General features: G+C 42.4%; 17 protein-coding genes, 1 tRNA gene and 1 pseudogene. 13 read left to right on the top strand and 6 right to left on the bottom strand.

Annotated features, from left to right (window positions below; translation table 11 throughout):
- The first annotated feature begins 31 nt into the window (after positions 1 to 31).
- From ACI0FF_RS15775 to darG, 5 genes and pseudogenes are all read left to right on the top strand, one after another.
- Complete coding sequence (locus ACI0FF_RS15775) at positions 32 to 1408, top strand: hypothetical protein (protein WP_419797727.1); 1377 nt, start codon at positions 32 to 34, stop codon at positions 1406 to 1408.
- Positions 1409 to 1507: 99 nt separating this feature from the next.
- Positions 1508 to 2286 (top strand): annotated as a pseudogene (locus ACI0FF_RS15770) (IS5 family transposase).
- Positions 2287 to 2336: 50 nt separating this feature from the next.
- Positions 2337 to 2828 carry a hypothetical protein gene (locus ACI0FF_RS15765; protein WP_419797726.1) on the top strand — a complete coding sequence of 164 codons (492 nt, stop codon included), beginning with the start codon at positions 2337 to 2339 and terminating at the stop codon, positions 2826 to 2828.
- A 3-nt stretch (positions 2829 to 2831) separates the two neighbouring features.
- The gene (locus ACI0FF_RS15760) at positions 2832 to 3536 is read left to right on the top strand and encodes a DarT ssDNA thymidine ADP-ribosyltransferase family protein (RefSeq protein WP_419797725.1); all 705 of its coding nucleotides are present in this window, start codon (positions 2832 to 2834) and stop codon (positions 3534 to 3536) included.
- A 29-nt stretch (positions 3537 to 3565) separates the two neighbouring features.
- Complete coding sequence (darG, locus tag ACI0FF_RS15755; RefSeq protein ID WP_419797724.1) at positions 3566 to 4585, top strand: type II toxin-antitoxin system antitoxin DNA ADP-ribosyl glycohydrolase DarG; 1020 nt, start codon at positions 3566 to 3568, stop codon at positions 4583 to 4585.
- A 238-nt stretch (positions 4586 to 4823) separates the two neighbouring features.
- Here darG and ACI0FF_RS15750 read toward each other — a convergent pair whose 3' ends face one another.
- Positions 4824 to 5297, bottom strand: a complete 474-nt coding sequence (locus tag ACI0FF_RS15750; protein WP_419797723.1) for a Mov34/MPN/PAD-1 family protein — start codon at positions 5295 to 5297, stop codon at positions 4824 to 4826.
- Positions 5282 to 6850 (bottom strand): ThiF family adenylyltransferase, encoded by a 1569-nt coding sequence (locus ACI0FF_RS15745; protein WP_419797722.1) that lies wholly within the window; start codon positions 6848 to 6850, stop codon positions 5282 to 5284. The genes ACI0FF_RS15750 and ACI0FF_RS15745 overlap by 16 nt, the downstream gene beginning before the upstream one ends.
- A 639-nt stretch (positions 6851 to 7489) precedes the next feature.
- On the opposite strand from ACI0FF_RS15745, the gene ACI0FF_RS15740 reads away from it, so the two are divergent.
- The 3 genes from ACI0FF_RS15740 (at position 7490) to ACI0FF_RS15730 (ending at position 15637) form a co-directional block, all read left to right on the top strand.
- Positions 7490 to 7858, top strand: a complete 369-nt coding sequence (locus ACI0FF_RS15740; protein WP_419797721.1) for a helix-turn-helix domain-containing protein — start codon at positions 7490 to 7492, stop codon at positions 7856 to 7858.
- Positions 7859 to 7878: 20 nt separating this feature from the next.
- Positions 7879 to 8703, top strand: a complete 825-nt coding sequence (locus ACI0FF_RS15735; RefSeq protein WP_419797720.1) for a site-specific integrase — start codon at positions 7879 to 7881, stop codon at positions 8701 to 8703.
- Between the two features lie 448 nt (positions 8704 to 9151).
- Complete coding sequence (locus ACI0FF_RS15730; RefSeq protein ID WP_419797719.1) at positions 9152 to 15637, top strand: S8 family serine peptidase; 6486 nt, start codon at positions 9152 to 9154, stop codon at positions 15635 to 15637.
- A gap of 216 nt (positions 15638 to 15853) precedes the next feature.
- Here ACI0FF_RS15730 and ACI0FF_RS15725 read toward each other — a convergent pair.
- Positions 15854 to 15928: transfer RNA gene (locus ACI0FF_RS15725), tRNA-Gly, on the bottom strand.
- 251 nt (positions 15929 to 16179) lie between these two features.
- Between ACI0FF_RS15725 and ACI0FF_RS15720 the strand changes: the two genes are divergently transcribed.
- The gene (locus tag ACI0FF_RS15720) at positions 16180 to 16590 is read left to right on the top strand and encodes a bacteriohemerythrin (RefSeq protein ID WP_419797718.1); all 411 of its coding nucleotides are present in this window, start codon (positions 16180 to 16182) and stop codon (positions 16588 to 16590) included.
- A 125-nt stretch (positions 16591 to 16715) separates the two neighbouring features.
- Complete coding sequence (locus ACI0FF_RS15715; RefSeq protein WP_419797717.1) at positions 16716 to 17123, top strand: bacteriohemerythrin; 408 nt, start codon at positions 16716 to 16718, stop codon at positions 17121 to 17123.
- Here ACI0FF_RS15715 and ACI0FF_RS15710 read toward each other — a convergent pair.
- Entirely contained in the window at positions 17112 to 17678 is a 567-nt protein-coding gene (locus ACI0FF_RS15710) for a tyrosine-type recombinase/integrase (RefSeq protein ID WP_419797716.1), read from the bottom strand. The two genes, ACI0FF_RS15715 and ACI0FF_RS15710, sit on opposite strands and share 12 nt — an antisense overlap.
- 238 nt (positions 17679 to 17916) lie before the next feature.
- Between ACI0FF_RS15710 and ACI0FF_RS15705 the strand changes: the two genes are divergently transcribed.
- The 3 genes from ACI0FF_RS15705 to ACI0FF_RS15695 all read left to right on the top strand — a co-directional run bounded on the left by ACI0FF_RS15705 (position 17917) and on the right by ACI0FF_RS15695 (position 20161).
- A complete protein-coding gene (locus ACI0FF_RS15705; RefSeq protein WP_419797715.1) occupies positions 17917 to 18798 on the top strand; it encodes a DNA N-6-adenine-methyltransferase in 882 nt (293 codons plus the stop codon).
- A gap of 49 nt (positions 18799 to 18847) precedes the next feature.
- Entirely contained in the window at positions 18848 to 19150 is a 303-nt protein-coding gene (locus ACI0FF_RS15700) for a hypothetical protein (protein WP_419797714.1), read from the top strand.
- Between the two features lie 720 nt (positions 19151 to 19870).
- Entirely contained in the window at positions 19871 to 20161 is a 291-nt protein-coding gene (locus tag ACI0FF_RS15695; RefSeq protein ID WP_419797713.1) for a DUF6626 family protein, read from the top strand.
- A gap of 67 nt (positions 20162 to 20228) precedes the next feature.
- Here ACI0FF_RS15695 and ACI0FF_RS15690 read toward each other — a convergent pair whose 3' ends face one another.
- Both ACI0FF_RS15690 and ACI0FF_RS15685 read right to left on the bottom strand, forming a co-directional pair.
- A complete protein-coding gene (locus ACI0FF_RS15690) occupies positions 20229 to 20372 on the bottom strand; it encodes a hypothetical protein (protein WP_419797712.1) in 144 nt (47 codons plus the stop codon).
- 35 nt (positions 20373 to 20407) lie between these two features.
- Entirely contained in the window at positions 20408 to 21391 is a 984-nt protein-coding gene (locus ACI0FF_RS15685; protein ID WP_419797711.1) for an integrase, read from the bottom strand.
- Positions 21392 to 21734 lie beyond the last annotated feature (343 nt).

The raw sequence follows: 21734 nt of genomic DNA, 5'->3' as shown, positions 1-21734 counted from the left end.
GAGGTCTCGTTTAGCCTGGGGGTATTCTCCCATGCAAACTAGAGAAGCTAAATTTCGTTCTCAAAACCTGAACTGGGTTTCTGTTCTTCCGCAACCCTTTGGGAAAATGTCTGACGATGAGTTATGGCAATTACCAGAAGAAATAGCTCTTAAGCTTCGAGGATGCTCAGAAAACTGGTGGAAGGCATATGTACGGGCTCAGAACCCAGTTCAGGAAACAACTCCTGCACCTAGGCAGCCAGAACTCCCTTTGGCAGAGGAATTGGACGAATTTACCTTCCATACCAACGATGGCAGCTTGTTTAAAAAGCATTGGACACAACTCACAAAGCTACAAAGAGAACGCCGCAAGAAACTGCTTAGAAATGGTGTGTTAAAGGGGCATCCGGAATTTGCCCATCTTCACGACAGGTTTCATCATGAGAAGAATCAGAAGATTGCTCAAAAGATTACGGGCACTAAAGAACGTGCAAAGGCTTCACGAAAGCGTTTGCCATCTGAATTGGCCTTTGAGTTAACTGATAGCGGTTCGCCAATTATAGCGGATTATCTTGCGTATATGATTAGTTCAAAAGAACGGTATCAGATTTCTATTACTGAGTTAGCGCGTCGATGTCGGATTGGGAGGTCAACCGTTCAGCGAGGGATTAATCGGCTATTAGAACTTGGTGTCATTTCAAAGGTTGTTCAACGCATGGGAAAAGTGATGGCTGAGAATACATATAATATAGTGGGTAAATATAGAGAGATATTACTCCAATATCGCGGCCATTGGATCGGTGAAATGACTTCCAAAATGAGTCGAGAGGGTAGGTTCAAAAATGAACCAGATAGTAAAACTATAAATCCTTCGGATGATACATGTATGGAAAATGGAGACGATTTAAAAAGCAACTGCGTTGCTAAATCGTCAAGTTTAAATGAAAATTCGCGAAATGATCCAAAATCCAGAACAAAAGTAAAATGTAACTTGTCTTCAGATGAAGACCTCGAAGGAAATCCGCAGCCTAAACAGCAAAAAATCAATATCTCTCACATGTTTGCCGATCCTGCCAAGGATGTGGCTGCTTTAGCTGTCGCGCGAAATGCCTGTAAGATGATTGATCCAGAAAAAGGTCGTCCGGTAACTTGGGAGGCAATCTATGCTCGATGTTTGGAATTGTGGGAAACATACGTTCCAAATCTAGATAAGAGAATATGGGATATCACCGGTCGGGCAAAGGGAGAAAAACTCAGAGCTCTGATTATGATCGAGACAGCTTTGATGCAAAAGTTTGGTTATATTCACACAACAGCACCTGGTTTTTTCTGCGGCATAGCCAAAAAAACGATTGATGAAGTTATGCCCCATGTAACGATCTCACGGTTTATGATGGTTCGTGAAGGCTGGCGACAAGGGTTGAATTGAAGAGGCTTGCTATGTTTGATCTATTAGGTCCTGTTGACAAAGTGGGTTCACAAATTGCTTAGAATGTGATTCAAGACTTCTTTTTATGAGGAGAAGTCTATGCGGAATTTGATGAGCGACGATGAATGGTTATTCTTCGAGCCATTCCTTCATGCCCAAGGGCCAAAATCTGGCCGTCCTCCCTCAAATCACCGCCTCACTCTTGATGGTATTTTTTGGATTGCCCGGACAGGAGCACCTTGGCGTGACCTCCCCAATTACTTCGGTAAATGGTCCTCTGTTTATCGTCAATTCCGCCGCTGGACATTGCTCGGCGTTTGGGATGTTCTACTGGATGCCTTGAACGATGCCAAAGCCGTTCCAGATACAGTGCAAATGATAGATAGCACAATCATCAGAGCCCATCATCAGGCTGCTGGGGCAAAAGGGGGACTCAAAAAGAGGGTCTCGGCCGTTCAAAAGGTGGCTTTACGTCCAAAATACACCTTCGAACAAATGCCGAAGGCTTGCCAATAGCTCTGGAAATCAGCGAAGGCCAAACATCAGATTACAAAGGGTATGCTCCATTGATGGAATGGGGTGGTCCAGATGCCAAGGTTCTATTGGCAGACAAAGGCTACGATGCAAACTCCATTCGGGACGATATGGAGAAACGCGGTGGATACGCCATGATCCCAATGCGGAAAAACCGAAAGGAAATCACTCCCGTTGATGATTTCGTATATGGCTTGAGAAATCAGGTTGAACGCTGCTTCAACAAACTCAAAAATGCTCGCCGGGTTGCAACTCGGTATGACAAGACGATGCTCAGTTTCCTTGGCTTCGTGCAGGTCACATCAATTCGGGTATGGGTAAAATACTTTGTCAACAGGACCTAGACGAAGAAATCAAACTGATTGAAGACAATATTTAGTGGGAAAATTAAGTCATGAGAAGTACGACTAAGTTTGTAATTTTGTTTACTGCATTGGCTTTGTTGATCATTTTTGTGGATCGTGTTTTTATAGTGGATGTGGTCAACTTCGTTTATGAAAATCACAAAACTACTTTTTTCAAATTATTTTACAATTTCGTGCCATATCTAGTTGAGAACTTAACTCTAGTCGCGCAACTTATGTTCGTGCTATCATTTGTTCCGGTTGTTTGGCGACAATGGAAAGATAGAAAATTTGCAGGATTACTTACAACAGGGATTTTTGGTTCAATTGGGTTCGTGATTACATTTACCTTATTTTCAGAAGTTTATTTAGGTATTTATCCTCAACTTAGCAAATTCGTAATTGAGCACAATCACATTGGTCTTTCGATCCTTTTGCCAATGATGTTTCTTTTAACTATGTTTGGGCGTTTATTAACCCATGAGTTTGTTACTCAAATGAATAAGAGTGTTGATCGGGAATCGATCAAGCGTAGGGTTTGATATATGACAAGGCATATTTTCCGTCTGACATACTATAAAAACATAGAAATTTTTCTGCGAGATGGTGCTATCTTTGCCAAGAACCACGAACCATTGCAAAGGTGTTGGCGCACATCCTATCAAGATATTGTCAACCGACGGGGGACTGAGTTTTGGACGCCAGATGGTGACAATATAAACGATTACGTCCCTTTTTATTTCTCACCGATAACGCCAATGGCATGTGCGATTTACAAAAAACGTGTCCCTTTGAAAAATTTAGATGGTGCAGATTTAGGTGCTACTAATCAAGAGGATATAGTTTTTTTGGTTTTAACAGCAGAAAAAATCGCCAACACACCTATTCCATTTTGGTTTAGTGATGTGGCATGCAACACGATGGCTCCTCAACCTCGTTATTTAAACGATATTACTCAGATTGAGAACCACATCGAATGGCGTTTTTTTGAAGAGTTGCCTAAGAAAGCACATATTTTTGAGATAGACTATAATGGCGTTTGCAAGTGGTTCCATGATCGCGATGATGGCGTTCACAATAATCGGGCGTCTCATCGAGGAGCTGAATTTATGGTGAAAGATGCATTGCCTATGAATCTTGTGGATTGTATTGTTGTGAACAATAACGATATAAAGCGTGAAATTGAGACTTGGATGCAGGCATCAAACTTTGATATTCCAGTCTACGTAAAAACGGGGTGTTATTTTTAGTCATGACGATCACATACACAAAAGGTGACATGTTTAAAGCGGACGCAGATGCGATCGTTAACACGGTCAATTGTGTCGGCGTCATGGGCAAGGGCGTTGCGCTGATCTTCAAAAACAAATGGCCAAAAAACTTTAAGGCTTATAAAGCTGAATGTGATGCCAAACGTTTGCGCCCCGGCAAGATGTTTATCTATCAAAATGGTGACATGCTGAGTAATGAACGTCCCCGTTTTTTAATTAACTTTCCGACCAAAGATCACTGGCGCGGAAAGTCCAAAATGTCATTCATTGAAGACGGGTTGGATGATTTTGTTTTGCAGGTTCAAAAGTTGGACATTCGCACCGTGGCTTTACCGCCGCTTGGTTGTGGGAATGGAGGTTTGCCATGGAAAGATGTTAAGGCTGTGATTGAACGCAAACTTGCTGATATTCAGGGTATTGAGTTTTTGGTTTATGCCCCCAAGGAAGAAAGTCTACTGCCGGAGCATGAAGAATTTCCTGCTGATCCAATGACGTTTGAACGCGCATTATTGATCCATACCATTGGTGATTTTGAGAAATATTTTGGCGGTCATTTGACCCGGATTTCGCTGCAAAAGATCGTTTATTTTATGCAAGAACTCGGGTTTGACTACGGGATGAAATTTGCTCGCAACAATCATGGGCCATACAGTGAGAGACTCAAGGATGTCTTTAAGGTCATGGAACGCAAGAAATTCATACATGGGTTTATTGAGAAACCCGAAACAGGCATTACAGTGACAAAAGGTGCATGGGCGGCCGCTGAAGAATTTTTCAATCAAGCCGACCCTTCAGAAGCGTTTGAAAAAGTTAGAAAGCTGTCTCTGTTGATTGAGGGTTATGAAAGTCCGTATGGGATGGAACTGTTATCCAGTGTTCATTACCTTGCTGTTCATGAGGAACATGAAACAGAGACTGAAATTGTGTCAGCCATTCAATGTTGGAACGATCATAAAAACAGTCAGTTTAGTCCTGATGCAATCAAAACAGCCTACAACCGCCTCAAAGAAGATAGCTTTATTCATTAATATTGTGGTTTGTTGAGTAGCTTTGCTGCGAATAAAAACAGCCCAATGAATATTAGGCTAATGAGAAGTGTGGTCCCACTTCTCATAGCCTAAAAAGGGTGAAAGCAGGCTGGTTGCTCGAAAAGAAATAACTACATCAATCCGAGTTGGTGTTTCAGGCAACAAATTTCCTCAAGTTCCCCTCAGAAGCAGGTTTTGGGGAGTGTCCACCTTCACAATTTCTTGTTTTGGGTTCTTGCTATGTTTGATTGTTTCTTGCGAGCTTGTATCCATTTGCATTTCCTGCCCAGTTGTCTTGTCGGCCTAAGATCATAAAAAATAATGGTCGTTTGCCGAATGCAAAACGTTGTTGAACATCATTCCATGTTCGGCGGTCCAATCCAGATGGTGACGGCACTAATTCATTGTGAGTGTGCCATTCGCCAACATAGGTTTTTGTTTGCTTACTGTTACGCCATAACGAATGTGTTTTTTGTTGGTGCATCGGGTCTTTACGATCAAACAGCATGCGTAGTCGGTTATCGCCCGGAAACGGAACTGTGCAGTCAGTGATCTCGATATGTGGGCCACGATAACAACCAATGAAGACACCACCGGCCTCAACTTTGATTTCATCATCACTAGTGAATTGCGAAATAGTGTCCCATACCTGAGCTTTAATCAGGACATGTGAACCCGTCATTAGATTGGTGAAAATTAAATCTTTTGGCATGCGGGGCAATCCTTCTTTGGAGCAGGGTTACCGCTTTTGACTTTGTACGCTTTATTCTGGTCCAGGATTTGTGTGCGAAAGCGTGGTGATGGATTGCCGTTAGCCCATGCCAAGATAGCATCAAGGGCAAGACCTGCCGCCGTAGCAGACCGTGACACTGGAAATGGTGTGTAGGCACCATCTCCACATGCCATAACGCCGTCATCAATTTCGGTAGGTGGTTCTTTCAATAATTTGAAACGAGGATATCCGCTGATTTCTGTTGAAATACATCGGTAGCAAGTTGAATGTGTGGGTTCTTTAAAATAAGTTTGTGCAGCGACACCATTCCCTGCAAGCCAAGAGTGCAATACTGGCGGTGCATCATGTCCTAATTCTAAACAATAATCGTTTAATGCAAAAGAAAAGGCATCATCCCCGGTTGCGTTGATTATTAAGTCAAATCGTGTGATGTGACTAAAGGTTTTAGTGGCGTTCTTATTATCAAACAAAATTCTGGATTGGGGATGTTGCTGTGAAAGATGTTCTTTACAGGCAGAAGCCTTATTTTCAGTGACCCATTCATATCCAAGCATGTGTCTACCAATATTTGCTGGGGAGAGGATATCATTGTCAATTAAGTGAAGCTTGCCATTTTTTCCAGTTCCTGCTCCCGACTGTGCAAGAAATTGAGCCAAAAACCCGCCGATGGTACCACAGCCAATTTGTAGAATTCGTATGTCTTGTAAGTTTTTCATTTCACCGACGTTTCGTTGGTATAAATATTCATGATCAACAGACAATCCTGTGTAACGTTCAATATCAATATTTTCTGCATTGTTGATCAAATGTTTGGGTAACTGTTTCTGTCTGGTTACGGCAAACTCTTTGGATTGAAATGCACGGGGAATTTTGATCTCAATGACCAAAACTGCATTTTCACCAGAAATCGCTATGTATCGTGCCGTTCTGTGGGGGGCTTGTAGCATTGTTGCTAGCTGTGGAAGGGCTTCCGGGATGGTGTCTTCTAACCAACAAATTACATCATGTAATCGTCTTAGGGGCCAATCACCATCTGGATTAACCGTCAATCTTCGATTTACATGTAAGACAGGGCATTCGAATGTAATAACTGATTTATCAGAAACTTTCTGATTCGAACGTACTATATGTAATGGTGTTTTTTTAGTTGTGGTTAGCGTACCGACCTCTTTTTCATCGGTTCTTAATTTTCCAAAATGAATATAGCCTTTACCGTTATAGCCCTTTGGTAAATCAACTAGGATTGATCCTCCCATCCAGTAAGCTGGAAACTCATCTTCGAAATCAGAATTTAGTTTTCCTTTTACAGCATCATCCATAACCTTGGTTGCTCGGTCTAAACAACCAAGTACGATTTCGGCAGGATGATATGGGTCCAATACAGCCTTACGCATATTGATGTAACAGATCGAGTGATCCCATGGGTTCAAATGCGGCAATACTTGTTTAGGTAGCTCTGACGGTTCAGTAAAACGAACTTTCGGCTCTTCTGAAAAACGAAAATCTTGAATTTCGACTGCAACGCTCAACATTTTTTCTGCAACGCAAATTTGACCATTCCAAGCATGGGTAGAGGTCTCAAACGATAGTCCAGTGATACAGGCCGAGGTGGAACGAGTAAAAATTCAGATGGCCGAAACTGGTTCATTGAAAGAAAACGAGATTCATTTAAACAAAAATGCACCCGAAAAGGGCATTTATGCCCCTTCTCAGCAAAATATTTTATTCTCAAAATAAAAAAAGTTACGACATCGAAAATATGTTGCATTTTTGCAACGTGGGGATTTCATAGCTCTGTAATAGGCGGTTTCTCTAGCCTTGCAGGTAGTGTCAAATATACATGACATTTTTTGGCCCAAAATGTCATGTATATTTAGCTATAAATTGTTGTTTTAAATAAGTTATTTCGATATCACAATGAAGAAAATTCTTGACGATATTTAGGCTGAAAACAACAATGGCGGACGAGGATTGTCCTCGACCGCCAGTATTCGGTGGGAACGCGCTACGAACTTATACATTTGGCGATGAAAGTTCGAAGCCCATCAGGAATAACGTTAAATCAATGGATTTTTCGAGCCCAACGTATTTATACGCCTGTAGCTGTAACTCTTCAAGAGGCAAGCGCGTTTTGTCATGTTCAATGCCAAAAAAGATAACAGGAGTATCTCTTGAAAGTTCAGGACGAAGAAAAACGGCTTCTCACAATTAACCAATTTGCAGAGATGTATGGTTTTACCCGTTATCAGGTGGAAGCATTGATACGGAAAAAAGAAATCAGACATATTCGGGTTCTGAATAAAGTTATGATTCCTCCCGGTGCTTTTGAAGAATTTGTACAGAGAAGGACTGTAGAGCCATGCCAAGAACAAGCAGAGGGCCCAAGTGTGTCCCAAATAAGAAACGAAATGGCACCTTCTACATCTTTTGGACTGAAGATGGCCGCAGCAGGGAGCGCAGCACAGGCACGAAAGATCCTGATGAAGCGCAGCTGCTCTTCGCAAACTGGCTCCTCCAACGACAGCGAAAAAACTGTGTAGCTGATCCTTCTGAGCTTCTCGTGACCGCTGTGATTGTGGATTACCTCAATGAAGTCATGCCAACAGCCAAATCGCAAGATGCGATCAGATATGCAGCGTTACCAATTGTCGACTTTTTTGAAGGAAAAGTTGTTTCTGAGATCACGAAAGTGATTTGTCAGAGTTATGAGAAATGGCGAAAAAAAGCTGCCGGAACTGTAAGACGAGAACTCGGCGTGTTGGCCGCCGCCTTAAACCATGCCGTTGGTGAGAACCGTTTGACGCATTCCCCAAAGATATTTATGCCTCAAATGCCGGAACCGCGGGAAAGGTACCTGACAAAATCAGAAGCTGCTCGTCTTCTTCGCGCGTCATTACGCCTTGAAAAAAGCCGGCACTACCTTCCCCTGTTTATTCTGATCGGCCTACACACGGGGCAACGGCGAGAAGCAATTCTTTCTCTTCAATGGAGTCAGGTAGATCTGGACAGCGGGTTCATTCGTTGGAACCCCGTCGGGCGCAAACAAACAAAGAAAAAGAGGCCAACTTCACGTATTCCAACGAAGTTGATAGGGCATTTAAGACGGGCCGCGAGGTATAAAGTGGTCAGTGACTATGTCTTACATAACGATGGCAAGCGGATGAAAGACCTCAAGAAGTCATTTGCAAATGCATGTAAAAAAGCGGGCCTTGAAGGAGTAACTCCTCATACTATGCGGCATACTCGGGCGACCTGGGGGATGCAGTCCGGCAAAGTCTCCACGTGGGAATTGGCGGGTTTCCTAGGCATGTCTGAACAAACCTTAATTAGAGTGTATGGAAAGCACCATCCTGACTATCAATCAAACGCAGCGGAGAATTATTGAGATGTCCGGATTATGTCCGCAGAATACCCCTTGTTTTTCAACTTTAACCCCCTTTTTTGAAGCTAACAGCCAAGGAAATGCAATGCTTACAGCTAGATCAACTGTGTTGGTAAGGGAGAGGTCGGTAGTTCAATCCTACTCATCAGCACCATGAACCCCGCAGACCCTAAAGGTTTGCGGGGTTCTTTTTTTAGTATTTTATACTTTTGTGACTTCTTTTAAAAAAAATCCCCACATATGGATAAAGTCGACCCCGTCAACTGATCCCAATGTATAAACCCTGCCACCTTCAGTTTTTAAGCCATTCTAAAATAGGTTTTTTATATGGAGAGAGTGACGCAAATCACATTGAAAAAACATTTATAGGTAGTATAATTCGCGCCGGTGTCTTCTTATTTAAAATATTATATAACCATACCTCTCTTAAAGGTGGGGGGAACAGGAAAAAATGACGGCGAATAATAATAAAGAAAATGCGGATAGAGCTTATTTGGAAAGTCATCTTATTTCCGATTCAGAGACTGCCAGCATCTGGCAACCTGAACCTTCTGAAAACTCCTCAATCCAGCAAGAAGAAAATTCGTCTTTAGACATCTCTCCTAATTACCTTCCAACAGGCGGAGAATTCAGTAAGCAATGGCACCTCAAAAATACAGGGCAAACTGGTGGTCTCGTTGGTATTGATATTAATGTTGAAAAAGTTTGGGATGACTATACAGGTGCAGGTACCACTGTCGCCGTTGTTGATGATGGCATTGATTATACCCACGAAGACCTGAATGATAACTATCTTCTTTACAAAGACTACGATTATGCTGACTACGATCTGAGTGCTATGGCGGAAGCCGGAGATTATCATGGCACTCCCGTTGCAGGCCTTATTGCTGCGGAGAACAATGGTATCGGGGGCGTTGGCGTTGCTTATGACAGTAAGATTGCGGGTCTTCGCCTCAATTTTAGCGAGATCTATACAACAGACCTCGTAAACATATTGTTCAGATCAAAAAGTTTCGATGTCGTCAATAATAGCTGGGGGTTTGTTAGTTTTTTTAGTGACCCTGGATATTCTATCAAAACAGCACTTCAAAATACTGTTGACCAAGGTAGGAATGGGTTGGGGACATCCATCGTTTATTCCGCGGGCAATGAAAAAGAATACAGCTTCGATGTAAATTATAAATTTGCACAAAATTCGCGCTTCACAATTGCCGTTGGTGCCATTACCCAAGATGGGCAGGCCAGTTATTACAGTACCCCCGGCGCTGCGGTTTTAGTGAGCGCCCCCAGCAACGGGCACGTTACAGGAATATACACGACTGATCGTAGTGGCGCAGAAGGATATAGTAACACCAATTATACGAATGAATTTGGTGGAACCTCTGCTTCGGCACCAATTGTCAGCGGTGTTATTGCTCTGCTTTATGAAGCCAATCCCTTGTTGGGTTATCGTGACATTCAGCAAATATTGGCTTATTCAGCCCGACAAGTGGACCAAACCAACCCTGAATGGAACATCAATGGCGCCGGAAACTGGAATGGCGGCGGAATGCACTTCAGCCACGAGGTTGGATTTGGCTTGGTGGATGCGCATGCCGCTATTCGTATGGCAGAAACATGGACATTCCAATCCACCTTCGCCAATGAAGAAAGTGTTACGTCCACCCATGCCTCCGGACAGATTACGGCAAATCAGACGAATTCATTTGTCCTAAGTGTCAATCAACACCTCGACATACAGAATGTTGCCATTTCTCTTGATCTTACTGGTCAAGCCTATTTCTTGCGCGACATGGTGATTTCCCTAACCTCGCCGGATGGGACAAAAAGTATTCTGTCCACAAGTGCATACACCACGCAAACCGAACTATTATGGGATTTCACATCTGTTCAACATTGGGGTGAAGATAGTTACGGCGACTGGACACTTACATTTGAAGATACAAGCATAAATAACAGCACTCTTGTCGATGCCAATATAACCTTCTATGGCAATACAGGCGCTGATGATATTTATGTTTATACCGAAGAATTCAATCAAATCTATAGCGCAGGTCGTAGCTCTATTCAGGATACGAACGGGGGCACAGATACCCTGAACGCGGCCGCCATTACCTCTAACCTTACGATTAACCTGAATGCGGGTACGACAAGTACAATTGACGAGCAGTCCGTGCAAATCGCAACAGGAACAATCATTGAAAATGCATTTGGCGGCGATGGCAACGATACTCTGATCGGGAACGATCAATCCAATACCCTAAGTGGTGGTCGCGGCAATGATACGATAAGCGGTGGGCAAGGTGTCGATTACCTATACGGCAATGTGGGCGATGACACATTAAGTGGAGGTGATGGTGACGATTATCTCTATGGTGGAACTGGAGATGATGTCGCATATTTTGCAGGGAATTACCTCAATTATCATATATCTGATGGCGCAAACAGTAGTGTTCTAATTTCAAACGATACATGGACGGATACGTTATTTGATATCGAATGGTTGAAATTTGACAACGCTCTTTACACAATTCCCGAATTCAAGATTGCCTCTAATAGAGCCCCTATTGCAGAAACAGTTAGTTTATCCACTGGCGAAAATACGACCTTAACAGGCACGCTCAGTGCATCCGACCCTGATGATGACACCCTTAGTTTCAGTTTGGTATCTGCCCCATCAAAGGGCAATATGGTCATTAACTCCAATGGTACTTATCAGTTTACCCCGGGCCTTCTTTTTGATGCCCTAGGCAAGGGTGAAAGCGAAAATATTGAATTCACCTATAGCGTCAGCGATGGTATTGCGACCACAACTCAAACAGCAACAATTACTGTCAATGGCGAAAATGATGCGCCGAACGTCCAAAATCAGACAACTGAAGCAACAGAAGGCAATGTTATAAGCGGTACGCTGCTTGCAACAGACCCTGATCAAGGTGCAACCCTTACCTATCGTTTAATTTCGGGTCCAGATAAAGGCCAACTTACCTTAAACTCTAATGGTACGTACAGCTTCGATCCCGTCGGAGAGTTTAAATCTCTGAGCGAAAGTGCTTCAGAAACAGTATCCTTCACATTTCAGGTGACGGATGAGCATTCTGCCACAACCACAGCAACTATGACTGTGAACGTTAGCGGTATAAATGATGCGCCCGTTCTGAGCAAAAATCCAACAATCAGCCTAAGCGATCATGACAATACCACCTTGATATCTGCGACCCTGACTTTGTCTGACGCTGGGGCTCAAGATTATTTATTCGTATCGATTCCGGATAATGTCTCTGTTACACAAACTTATAATCCTAAAACAGGCATATTAACGCTGAGCGGTGAAGCAGATCATGCCACTTACGAAGACCTGTTAAACAGCCTTCAGGTTATTTCAACCTCAGTGACCTCACGTACGGTCACTCTTCAAGTGGCAGACCCTGCAAACCAAAATTATACATCAAACACAATCACACATGTTTTGGACAGCGTTACTTATGACGAGGTTTGGACGAATAACTCAGATACCTTTGCCGGAACATCGGGTATCGATAAATTCTTCGGTGCGGATGGGCATGATACCTTAACCGGTGGTGGCGGTGATGATATTTTGATCGGTGGTGCTGGGTACGATACGGCCATTTTCTCTGGCAATAAATCGGACTACGCGATTACAAAAGGTGATACTGGCTTTACAGTCAGTCACAATGCTGGAAATGGCAGTGATGGTATTGATACACTTCATTTGATGGAACGCCTCCAATTTGCAGACGGATATCACTACCTTCAAAAATCTCACATGAGTTTCGATGGAGATTTTACTTCCGATATAATCTGGCGCCACACCAATGGGCGAACCGTTCTTTGGGATCTAAACAGGGAGGGAGCCCTCGACAAGCAGGCCGAAATTGGTACTTTTACGCGTGATTGGACCATGCTGGGTGATGGTGATTTTAACGGTGACGGTATCTCTGACATTCTTTGGCGTACTCAAGAGGGAAAAGTTGTTATTTGGGGTATGAATAACGGCTCCTACTCACAAAACATTTCGCTGGGTGTGATCAGTACCGATTGGTCTATTGTGGGTCATGGGGATTACACAGGGGATGGTACCTCAGATATTTTCTGGCGCGGTGGTAATGGAGAAACCGTTATCTGGGCACTCGATAATGGCGCCACAAATATTTCTCGATATAATTTCGGCACCATCAGCACCGACTGGAATATTATCGGAGATGGTGATTATAACGGTGACGGTACAGCCGATATTCTGTGGCGCAACAGCAGTGGTCAAGTTGTTGTTTGGGGGGTAACGCAAGGCGTTATGTCTTCAAGCCATACTTTAGGCACCTTGGATAGTTCATGGTATATGAGCGGAGATGGCGACTATAACGGGGATGGCACAGCCGATATTTTATGGCGAAAAACCGACGGACAAACTCTGATTTGGGAATTAGATGATGGTGACAAATCTGCCGAACATTCCCTCGGCACGATTGATGCTGATCTGAAACTTGTCGGTGAAGGAGATTATACCGGAGACGGGACCTCAGACTTATTATGGTTAAATGGATCCGGTTATGCCACGGTCTGGGAAATGAATAACGGCACACATGCCCAAGATATTGAATTGGGACGGATCGGAACAGGATGGTCTGCAATTGGGGACAAGACACCTCAATCTACAACAAGATTGCCAACAACGAACTATAGCGAAGATTCTGCCTCCGACATTATGTGGCGTGATAGTAATGGGCACATTGTCATTTGGAATATCGACCTTGGTATAAAAACCAGTACAATGGATATGGGCACCATTTCTATGGATTGGGCAATTGCGGGGAATGGCGATTATACAGGTGATGGGACAGCCGATATTTTATGGCGCGCTGAAAATGGCAATACTGTCATATGGGGTATGGATGGCGGTTCCTACAGTAAAAACATACAACTCGGGACTGTAGATACAACATGGTCTATTGCGGGCCGGGGGGATTATACCGGGGATGGTGTCGATGATATTTTCTGGCGCGGGATCAACGGTGAAGCCATTATTTGGGCGATGGATGGCGGCAATGGAAAAAGCGCGACATATGATTTCGGCATGATTGGAACTGACTGGAAAGTCATCGGAGATGGCGACTATAACGGGGATGGCACAGCCGATATTTTATGGCGCAATCGAAGCGGTCAAACCGTTGTTTGGGGAATAAATAATGGGGCGATGTTCACCAGTCATAATTTAGGCACACATGATACCGATTGGAATATGATCGGCAGTGGTGATTATAACGGTGATGGTACTTCTGATATCCTGTGGCGGGACGAAGATGGTCAAACTCTGATTTGGGAAATGAACAATGGTGAAAAAGCAGACGAACATTCTATGGGCACGATCAGCACATCCTGGAATATCGTCGGAGACGGGGATTACACCGGGGATGGCACATCCGATATTCTGTGGTTAAATCAGGTCGGGGATGTTGCCGTTTGGGAAATGGAAAATGGCGCCTACTCTCAACAAATTAATTTTGAACGTATTGGTGAGAATTGGTCTGCAATGGGTGATAAAAACATATCGGTCACCCCAAGGCCCGCATCGGTGAACTTCAGTAGCGATTCATCTTCCGATATTGTCTGGCGCAACACCGAGGGGCATATCGTTATTTGGAATATGGATCAGGGGACACAAACAGGTACCATTGATTTAGGAGCCGTATCTACAGACTGGTCCATTGTTGGAAATGGCGATTATACAGGCGATGGTACCTCAGATATCCTATGGCGGCACAACAACGGCAATACCGTTGTCTGGGGTATGGATGGTGGCTCTTATTCCCAGAACATTCAGCTTGGTATCGTCGATACCGCGTGGTCTGTTGTTGGTCGTGGCGATTATACAGGGGATGGCACCTCAGACATTTTCTGGCGCGGGCGCAACGGTGAAGCTGTTATTTGGGCGATGGACGGTGGCAATGGGAAAAGCGCAACATACGATTTCGGTATGATCGGCACCGATTGGAAAATTATAGGCGACGGGGATTACACCGGGGATGGGACATCCGACATTTTATGGCGTGATTCCAATGGTCAAACTGTGGTTTGGGGGATAACGAATGGCGTTATGACTTCTAGTCACAATTTGGGTACCCATGACCTTTCCTGGAATATGATCAACAGCGGTGATTATAACGGTGATGGCACATCCGATGTGTTATGGCGCAACGACGATGGTCGCACCCTGATTTGGGAAATGGAATATGGCAACAAGGTTGAAGAACATTCCCTAGGGACCATTAATACATCTTGGCATATTGTTGGCGATGGTGACTATACCGGTGACGGGACATCCGACATCCTTTGGTTAAATGATGCCGGTGACGCCGCCATCTGGGAAATGGATGACGCCGCCTATTCCCGTCAAATTAATTTAGAAAATCGGGGTACAGAATGGACCACTATTGATAACAATTGCGTTATCAATGGCAGCAATAGCGATGACGTTTTAAATGGGGATGAAAAACCGAATGTGATCATCGGCAATGACGGTAATGACACAATCTCAGGCGGTCTGGGTAAAGACATTCTATCGGGCGGGGCTGGCGAAGATATCTTTGTTCTGGAAGCTGGTCTGGATACATTTGATATCATTGAAGATTTCATTTCCGGCACGGACCAGTTGCATATCGCACTTTCCGGTTTAGAGAACACATTTGGCCTTAATGACGGTCCCTTACGTGATTTTGCGTTAGAAATTCAGGGGAATGATTCCAAATTAAGCAACGCATATGATTGGGGCTGGCCGTCCTTTTACCTCTCGACATCAGAGGAAAATCATACGGCCTTATATTTTGATGGCGATGGCGTTGAAACAGCCTATCAAAGTACGAAAATAGCCGAGTTCAGCAACAATGCCATAATCACGGCAGAGGATATCAAGTTGATTTAATACTGACCTTGCTCAATCGCAAAGAACGTTTAGATGGAGAAAAATTCTATACTTTGCAGGAGGCAAAGGTCCGGATTGAACGATAGCGGCTGATTATAACCGTGTTGAACTACTAAAGGGGCAATTCAGTCAAGACGATGATTTGGACACCATAACGCACCGGTTACGAATACGCTAAAACGCCGGAAGTCATTGATATGATTGGTATGGGAGATTTGGAGCGGGCGAAGGGAATCGAACCCTCGTGTACAGCTTGGGAAGCTGTCGTAATAACCACTATACGACACCCGCTCATTATCTGACTGGGTTTTACTGCATCGTCTCAATGACTTCAATAAAAATCATAAAATAAAATCACGTTCTAAAATCATAAGAAAATAGACCTAAAATGGGGCTGAATGATTCAAGAATGTGACGACGAAAGGTGTGTCATAAATGGCGGTCAATACCTATGTGATTTTACATAATGCGATTGGATAGCTATTCTTAAAGTAGAAAAAATACTAAAAAGCAATATTGGTTAAATATGGTGCTGCTAAAAAATGCGTGAAATAAGTTGGGCTTATAAAAAACATAGCGTTGGAAATGATAAGTTGGATGAACAACATAAGATGTTGTTGAATCTAATCTATCAACTATCTGTTCAAAGTTCAGTTCTTGTGAATCCTGAACACGATAAAGGCTATGGCTTTATTCTTGATGCATTGATGAAATATGTTGATGAGCACCTTGCATATGAAGAATCATTGCTGGAACAAATAGGCTATGCTGATTTAGATAATCATAAGATTGCTCATCAAAAGTTCTTGGATAAGGTTCAAAGCCTGTCACTTGAAAGTGCTGATGAAGGCTTGAAAAAAGACTTGGTCCATTTTTTAATGAACTGGTGGGAAAATCATATTATGACTGAAGATATGAAATATAAGCCATTCGTGGAAACACTATCCAACTAACTGCACGGCTTGTTCCAACTGTGAATCATGATAATATTATCTAAATATATTATGTATTGCCCCTAACTTTATTTTAGATATGTCTTCTGCTATTAAGCGGAAAGGAATATTGATAGGGGAAAACAATGAAGTCGATTCAATGGGACATTGAAAAGTTTAGTGTTGGTGATAAGACGCTGGACAATCAACATCAAAAAATCGTTGCAATGATTAATAACTTAATCAATGAATCTGACTTAGATATTCATTCTGAAACCTTGCACGACACACTTGCTGAAATGCTCAAATATTCAAAAGACCATCTGGATTATGAAGAAGCGTTGCTGAAAAAGATTGGCTATGAACGTTTAGAAGACCACGCCCAACTTCATTGGGAATATCTTGAAATGGTCTCTGACTTATCAATGGACACTGTGACTGGAAACAAAAATGTTCCATCTGAACTTATCACTTATCTTACCCATTGGTTGAATGACCATATCCTTGTAGAAGATATGAAATATAAACCCTATATGGAAAAGCTATCCAACTAACTGCACGGCTTGTTCCAACTGTGTATCTGAACATTCAATATATCTGGCTGTCGTTGAAACGTGGCTGTGCCCTAATAAACGCTGGATTACACGAATGCCAACGCCTTTATCACCCAATGTTGTTGCGAATGTCCTGCGACCTGAATGGCTACTGGCACCCTTGATACCTGCTTCCTGATATATGCGACCCAACAATAGACATACGCTATGGCGACTGAATGAACCCTTCTGACCTCGGAACAATGGTTGCGTCTCAACAATAGTATCAACCGTATCCAAATATGATTGAAGTTCTTTACGAAGCTTGTCTGAAACAAAAATGACTCGTGCTTCATTGCCCTTGGTCTGGTTCTTCATCAATACAACTCGGTCCTGAACTTTACCATCCACCGCAATGTCTGAAACCCGTAGGCTGGCAATCTCAATCGCTCTTAAGCCTGCCAAATAACTCAACATAAATATTGCACGATCTCTAACTGCATATCTGCGTGTAGCAATCATAGCTAAAACTCTTTTTACTTCTTGGTCATTTAAGACTTTAGCTTGTTTAGCCATTTTACATTTACCTTTTAAGATTCTTTACTTCATTTTATTAAGCATAGTTTAACATATATTAAATGTATATACAAACTATACTGACAAAATCGGTGTATTACTGGTGAATAGAATCAAAGATATAAATGTTATCATTTTTATTACTTGGTTATTGAAATATAGCTGGTTGATTGTTCTGGGTGTTGATAGAAAGATTACTTAACAAAACCCATCGGTACGTTGGTTAAGAAATATTACTATGGAAACCCAACTTCAAAATCTGAAAATGAACTATCTGTCTGTTGCTGGACGGGTTGGACTATCACGACAAACTGTTGCTAAGATCGTTCAATCAAATGGACGGGTGGGCACCATTAAAAACCTGCTGCCCATTATTGAAGTTCTGGATATGCGATTGAAGCTTGGTCGTGAAGCTGTCAAAGCTGAAGAAGTTGGATTAAAGCTAAAGCAATCACGATTGAATATTGGCATCACCCAATCTCAACTGGCTGATAAAATCAATGTGTCCTTGCCAACCATAAGAAACTTGGAACAATCCAAAGGACAATGTGACCATCTATTCAATGCTTATACGGCAATGGATATAAAACTAAATATCGTTCCACGGCGAAAACTGAAACCTGTTGAACAAAAAGCATCTGCTGACGACGAATGGTATAGTCCTCATTGGCTGTTAGATAAGGTTTATGACTTGATTGGCATTCCTGATTTAGACCCGTGCTCAAATAGTGCTGACCCTGAACTTGCCAATGTGAAAGCCAAACAATATTACATCAAAGAAGATAATGGATTGGAACAACGCTGGGCTGGCAATGTGTATCTCAATCCACCATTTAGCCGATTGAAAGATTGGGTGCCTAAAACATATAATGAATCATTGTTGGATCGTGGCGTTAAAATAATGCTGATACCATTGCGACCTCATACCCAATACTGGCATCAATATATTGACCAAAAAGCTGACATCTTCATTCTGAAAGAACGCCTGACATTCATACGCCATGGCAAAGAATATAAAAGCTCATCACGATTCCCATATTGCTTAGTGCTATTTAATGGAACGCCTGAACTGGTTGCTGGTATCTGCGAAATGTTCAATGTGTATCACCATTGCAAATAACAATATTTTTTAACATTGCTGACTGGTACGTCTGTTAATAAATATTGGTATGCGATTATATGAAATCATTGGGCATCCTTGTGGAACTGGTATCCACTACGACCCATCAAAAAAAACAATACGAACTGATAAAAAGAAAAAGGTGCGGATAAGTCTTCGTTCATTGCGAAAAATGAATCTGCTGAAATCCAAACAACAAAAGCTGGATAATCAAAAAAGTTTATTGCTTGGTGTTATGTATGGAACTGGTTCTGCGTCATCTGAATCTGATTTGGAAACTGCAACCAAAGAACTTAAATCTCAAAGCCATCTGGATAAGCTGGCAATGAACTATGTTAAGAAATCATTCTAAATATTTTTATGATTAACAATAAGGTTGGTTGCCCGAACTACGCTACGCTTCGTTCGTTCATATGGGTTCTAAAATCTTCGTGCTTAATCGCACTTGATTTAGACCCCATAATCATTTTTTAATAATATTTTTTTAAGGACCAACGGTCCGCTTATTGAAATAACTAAGATTGTTATGCCTTCCCCCCCACGGGGTAGAAGACACTATCAACTGAAATGAACTTGAGTTGGAACGAATGTTGGGCGTATTAGATTGGTGGATTGCGATACCATCCCTTAAATCCCAATAGCTTCACTACATATTATCGTAGTCAATCGGCAAGCTTTAACGGTTCATTCGTTCATAACTATTAAAGCCCTGAAGGTTGTCGTTTTTAACATTGCCTTCCTTCGGTTTATTTTATCACCACCGCATCACGGTAGGGTGCCTATTTAGGTGGCAACCGAATAGGAACGCTATAGCGCGTTAATCAACCATACCTATCCGATATTCCTTCGTGCCATTCTCACTTATAACGCCCGTCTGTTGTCCGATTATGCTGCGTCATTCTTCCTATGTAGTTAATAGGTGAATACTACTGAATGGTTATATAAATAATATTAACATTTAATATATGTATTATACCAAATAACTGCATCAAAGTTCAATATTATTACATAGCTATTTATCAATAAAGCTACGCAAATAGCTTTTAATATTAAAAAAATGGAAAATATATTTATGAACTATCTGAACTATACTTATGCGAAGTTAAAAGAAGCTGGTCTTGTCTCAAACCTGAATGATTACTCAACACGATATCTGCTGAAATGTGAAAGCTATGCACGTTCTTATCGTGCTCGTCAAAAAGACCTGACGCTGCAAACTATGATTGTTCTGACGGCACGTATTGATAAAACTGCAAATAATCTCATCGGCTCAAACGTTGATACTGGGCTGGGCGACGATCTAAAAAAACTGGCTATGGATTTATCCACTGCTGTTTATGATAAAGCTCTGTCATCAAAGTGATTGGTCCAAATGGACCATACAAAGATTGTTTAACAAAATGCATTGGCACGTTGGTTAAATAATCTTGTCATTCATCATCTTGGCTGGGCGTTGGTAGCAAACCCATAGCCATCAATCTCAAACCAATCTGGTCCGAATAATACTCATCACTGTCCAACAACATTGGCATTGGATAATCTTGGTCTATCTGTTGTGCATCTAAATCGCTCATAAGCTTGTCTCACTATCTATACATTGAACTGGTATTTAGCCCAACTTATGAACAATGTTATGGGCTTTTAGGTGGGTGTATCGCGCCAACATTCTAAAGTCTTTATGACCACTGATTAAAGCCACTTCTGGAATAGCTAAACCATGCTCAAACAATCTTGATATTGCTTCGTGTCGTAGGTCATGGAACCGTAGATTTTTAATGCCTGCCTGCTTGCAAATCTTCCTAAATGCTGCACCGATACCATGCTTGGTGATTGGAAATGGTTGTTCGCGATCATAGCCATGTTGCTGCGACAAAACTTGAACTGCCATGGTGGTCAATGGAACATCACGGCTCGTTCCATTCTTGGTGTCTGGTAGGTGTGCTATGCGTTGGTGTAGCGATATGTTGGACCATTCCAAACTTGCAATCTCACCAACCCTCATGCCTGTCTGGATAGCAAACTCAATAATGTTGGACATGTGGATTGATTGACTGCCATGGGCTGCTTCCATCAATCGTTCATACTCATCACCCATCAACCGTCTGTCTCGTGCTGCTGGTATCTTGGGCTTGCGTATATCATCCAACCAAACACGATTGATTGGAATGGACCAATCAATCTTGGCGGTGCGTATAACAATGCTAAAGGTGTTTAGCTCGTGGCGAACACTCTGCGGTCCTGTGGTGCGTAGTCGGTCATCACGGTATCTGGCAAAGTATCCACTGCTAAGGTCTGATAGTTTTAGCTGCGTGATTGGGTGGCGTAGCATAAGATTGATACGATTGCGTTCGTGTCTATGTGACTTCTTGCTGGGTGATACCGTGTCACGATAGCGAACCATCAAATCACCCAATGACAACTCATCCAATATGCTCTGGTCATCACCATTCTGTAGCGCGTCTATGGTGGTCTCTTCTGAACGAACCCACCTCATCAAATCTGACTTCCTGGCAAAGGATTTAACGCTGGATTTACAACCCTTGCGTCTTACGATTCCCTGCCATTTTTTACCGTGTCGTCTGACGGTTGCCACTGCTTTTTAGACCTTGGTGATTCAAAAGTGTGACAAAATATAAAAAAAATAACAAAAAAAATCCAGCAAAATCCCAGGAATAATATCCTAAAATATTGATTTAAATGTAGATTAAATGTTCTGCTTTAAGGGTCTGCCACCCTTACATGTAAGGCTTGGGAAGCTGTCGTTCTACCATTGAACTACGCCCGCTATAACTAATTGAAATTTATAATAAAATCAGACGCTGTAAAAATATTGTAGGTTTTTTGCAGGTCGTTACTCAATCAGCTTGTCACTGTTTTAACTCTGCTTCTAAGAATGCGCAAGTTTAAATTCTTTTGAATTGCGTCTTAATAAATTC

It is taken from the genome of Terasakiella sp. 4MB5A (genome assembly GCF_050058155.1).
GTDB classification, from domain to species: Bacteria; Pseudomonadota; Alphaproteobacteria; order Rhodospirillales; family Terasakiellaceae; genus Terasakiella; species Terasakiella halodenitrificans.
This window is presented reverse-complemented; position numbering and strand designations above follow the sequence as displayed.

Coding starts and splice junctions, on each gene's coding strand:
- ACI0FF_RS15775 (WP_419797727.1), top strand. CDS start 32: ATGCAAACTAGAGAAGCTAAATTTCGTTCTCAAAACCTGAACTGGGTT.
- ACI0FF_RS15765 (WP_419797726.1), top strand. CDS start 2,337: ATGAGAAGTACGACTAAGTTTGTAATTTTGTTTACTGCATTGGCTTTG.
- ACI0FF_RS15760 (WP_419797725.1), top strand. CDS start 2,832: ATGACAAGGCATATTTTCCGTCTGACATACTATAAAAACATAGAAATT.
- darG (WP_419797724.1), top strand. CDS start 3,566: ATGTTTAAAGCGGACGCAGATGCGATCGTTAACACGGTCAATTGTGTC.
- ACI0FF_RS15750 (WP_419797723.1), bottom strand. CDS start 5,297: ATGCCAAAAGATTTAATTTTCACCAATCTAATGACGGGTTCACATGTC.
- ACI0FF_RS15745 (WP_419797722.1), bottom strand. CDS start 6,850: ATGTTGAGCGTTGCAGTCGAAATTCAAGATTTTCGTTTTTCAGAAGAG.
- ACI0FF_RS15730 (WP_419797719.1), top strand. CDS start 9,152: ATGACGGCGAATAATAATAAAGAAAATGCGGATAGAGCTTATTTGGAA.
- ACI0FF_RS15720 (WP_419797718.1), top strand. CDS start 16,180: ATGCGTGAAATAAGTTGGGCTTATAAAAAACATAGCGTTGGAAATGAT.
- ACI0FF_RS15715 (WP_419797717.1), top strand. CDS start 16,716: ATGAAGTCGATTCAATGGGACATTGAAAAGTTTAGTGTTGGTGATAAG.
- ACI0FF_RS15710 (WP_419797716.1), bottom strand. CDS start 17,678: ATGGCTAAACAAGCTAAAGTCTTAAATGACCAAGAAGTAAAAAGAGTT.
- ACI0FF_RS15705 (WP_419797715.1), top strand. CDS start 17,917: ATGGAAACCCAACTTCAAAATCTGAAAATGAACTATCTGTCTGTTGCT.
- ACI0FF_RS15700 (WP_419797714.1), top strand. CDS start 18,848: ATGCGATTATATGAAATCATTGGGCATCCTTGTGGAACTGGTATCCAC.
- ACI0FF_RS15695 (WP_419797713.1), top strand. CDS start 19,871: ATGAACTATCTGAACTATACTTATGCGAAGTTAAAAGAAGCTGGTCTT.
- ACI0FF_RS15690 (WP_419797712.1), bottom strand. CDS start 20,372: ATGAGCGATTTAGATGCACAACAGATAGACCAAGATTATCCAATGCCA.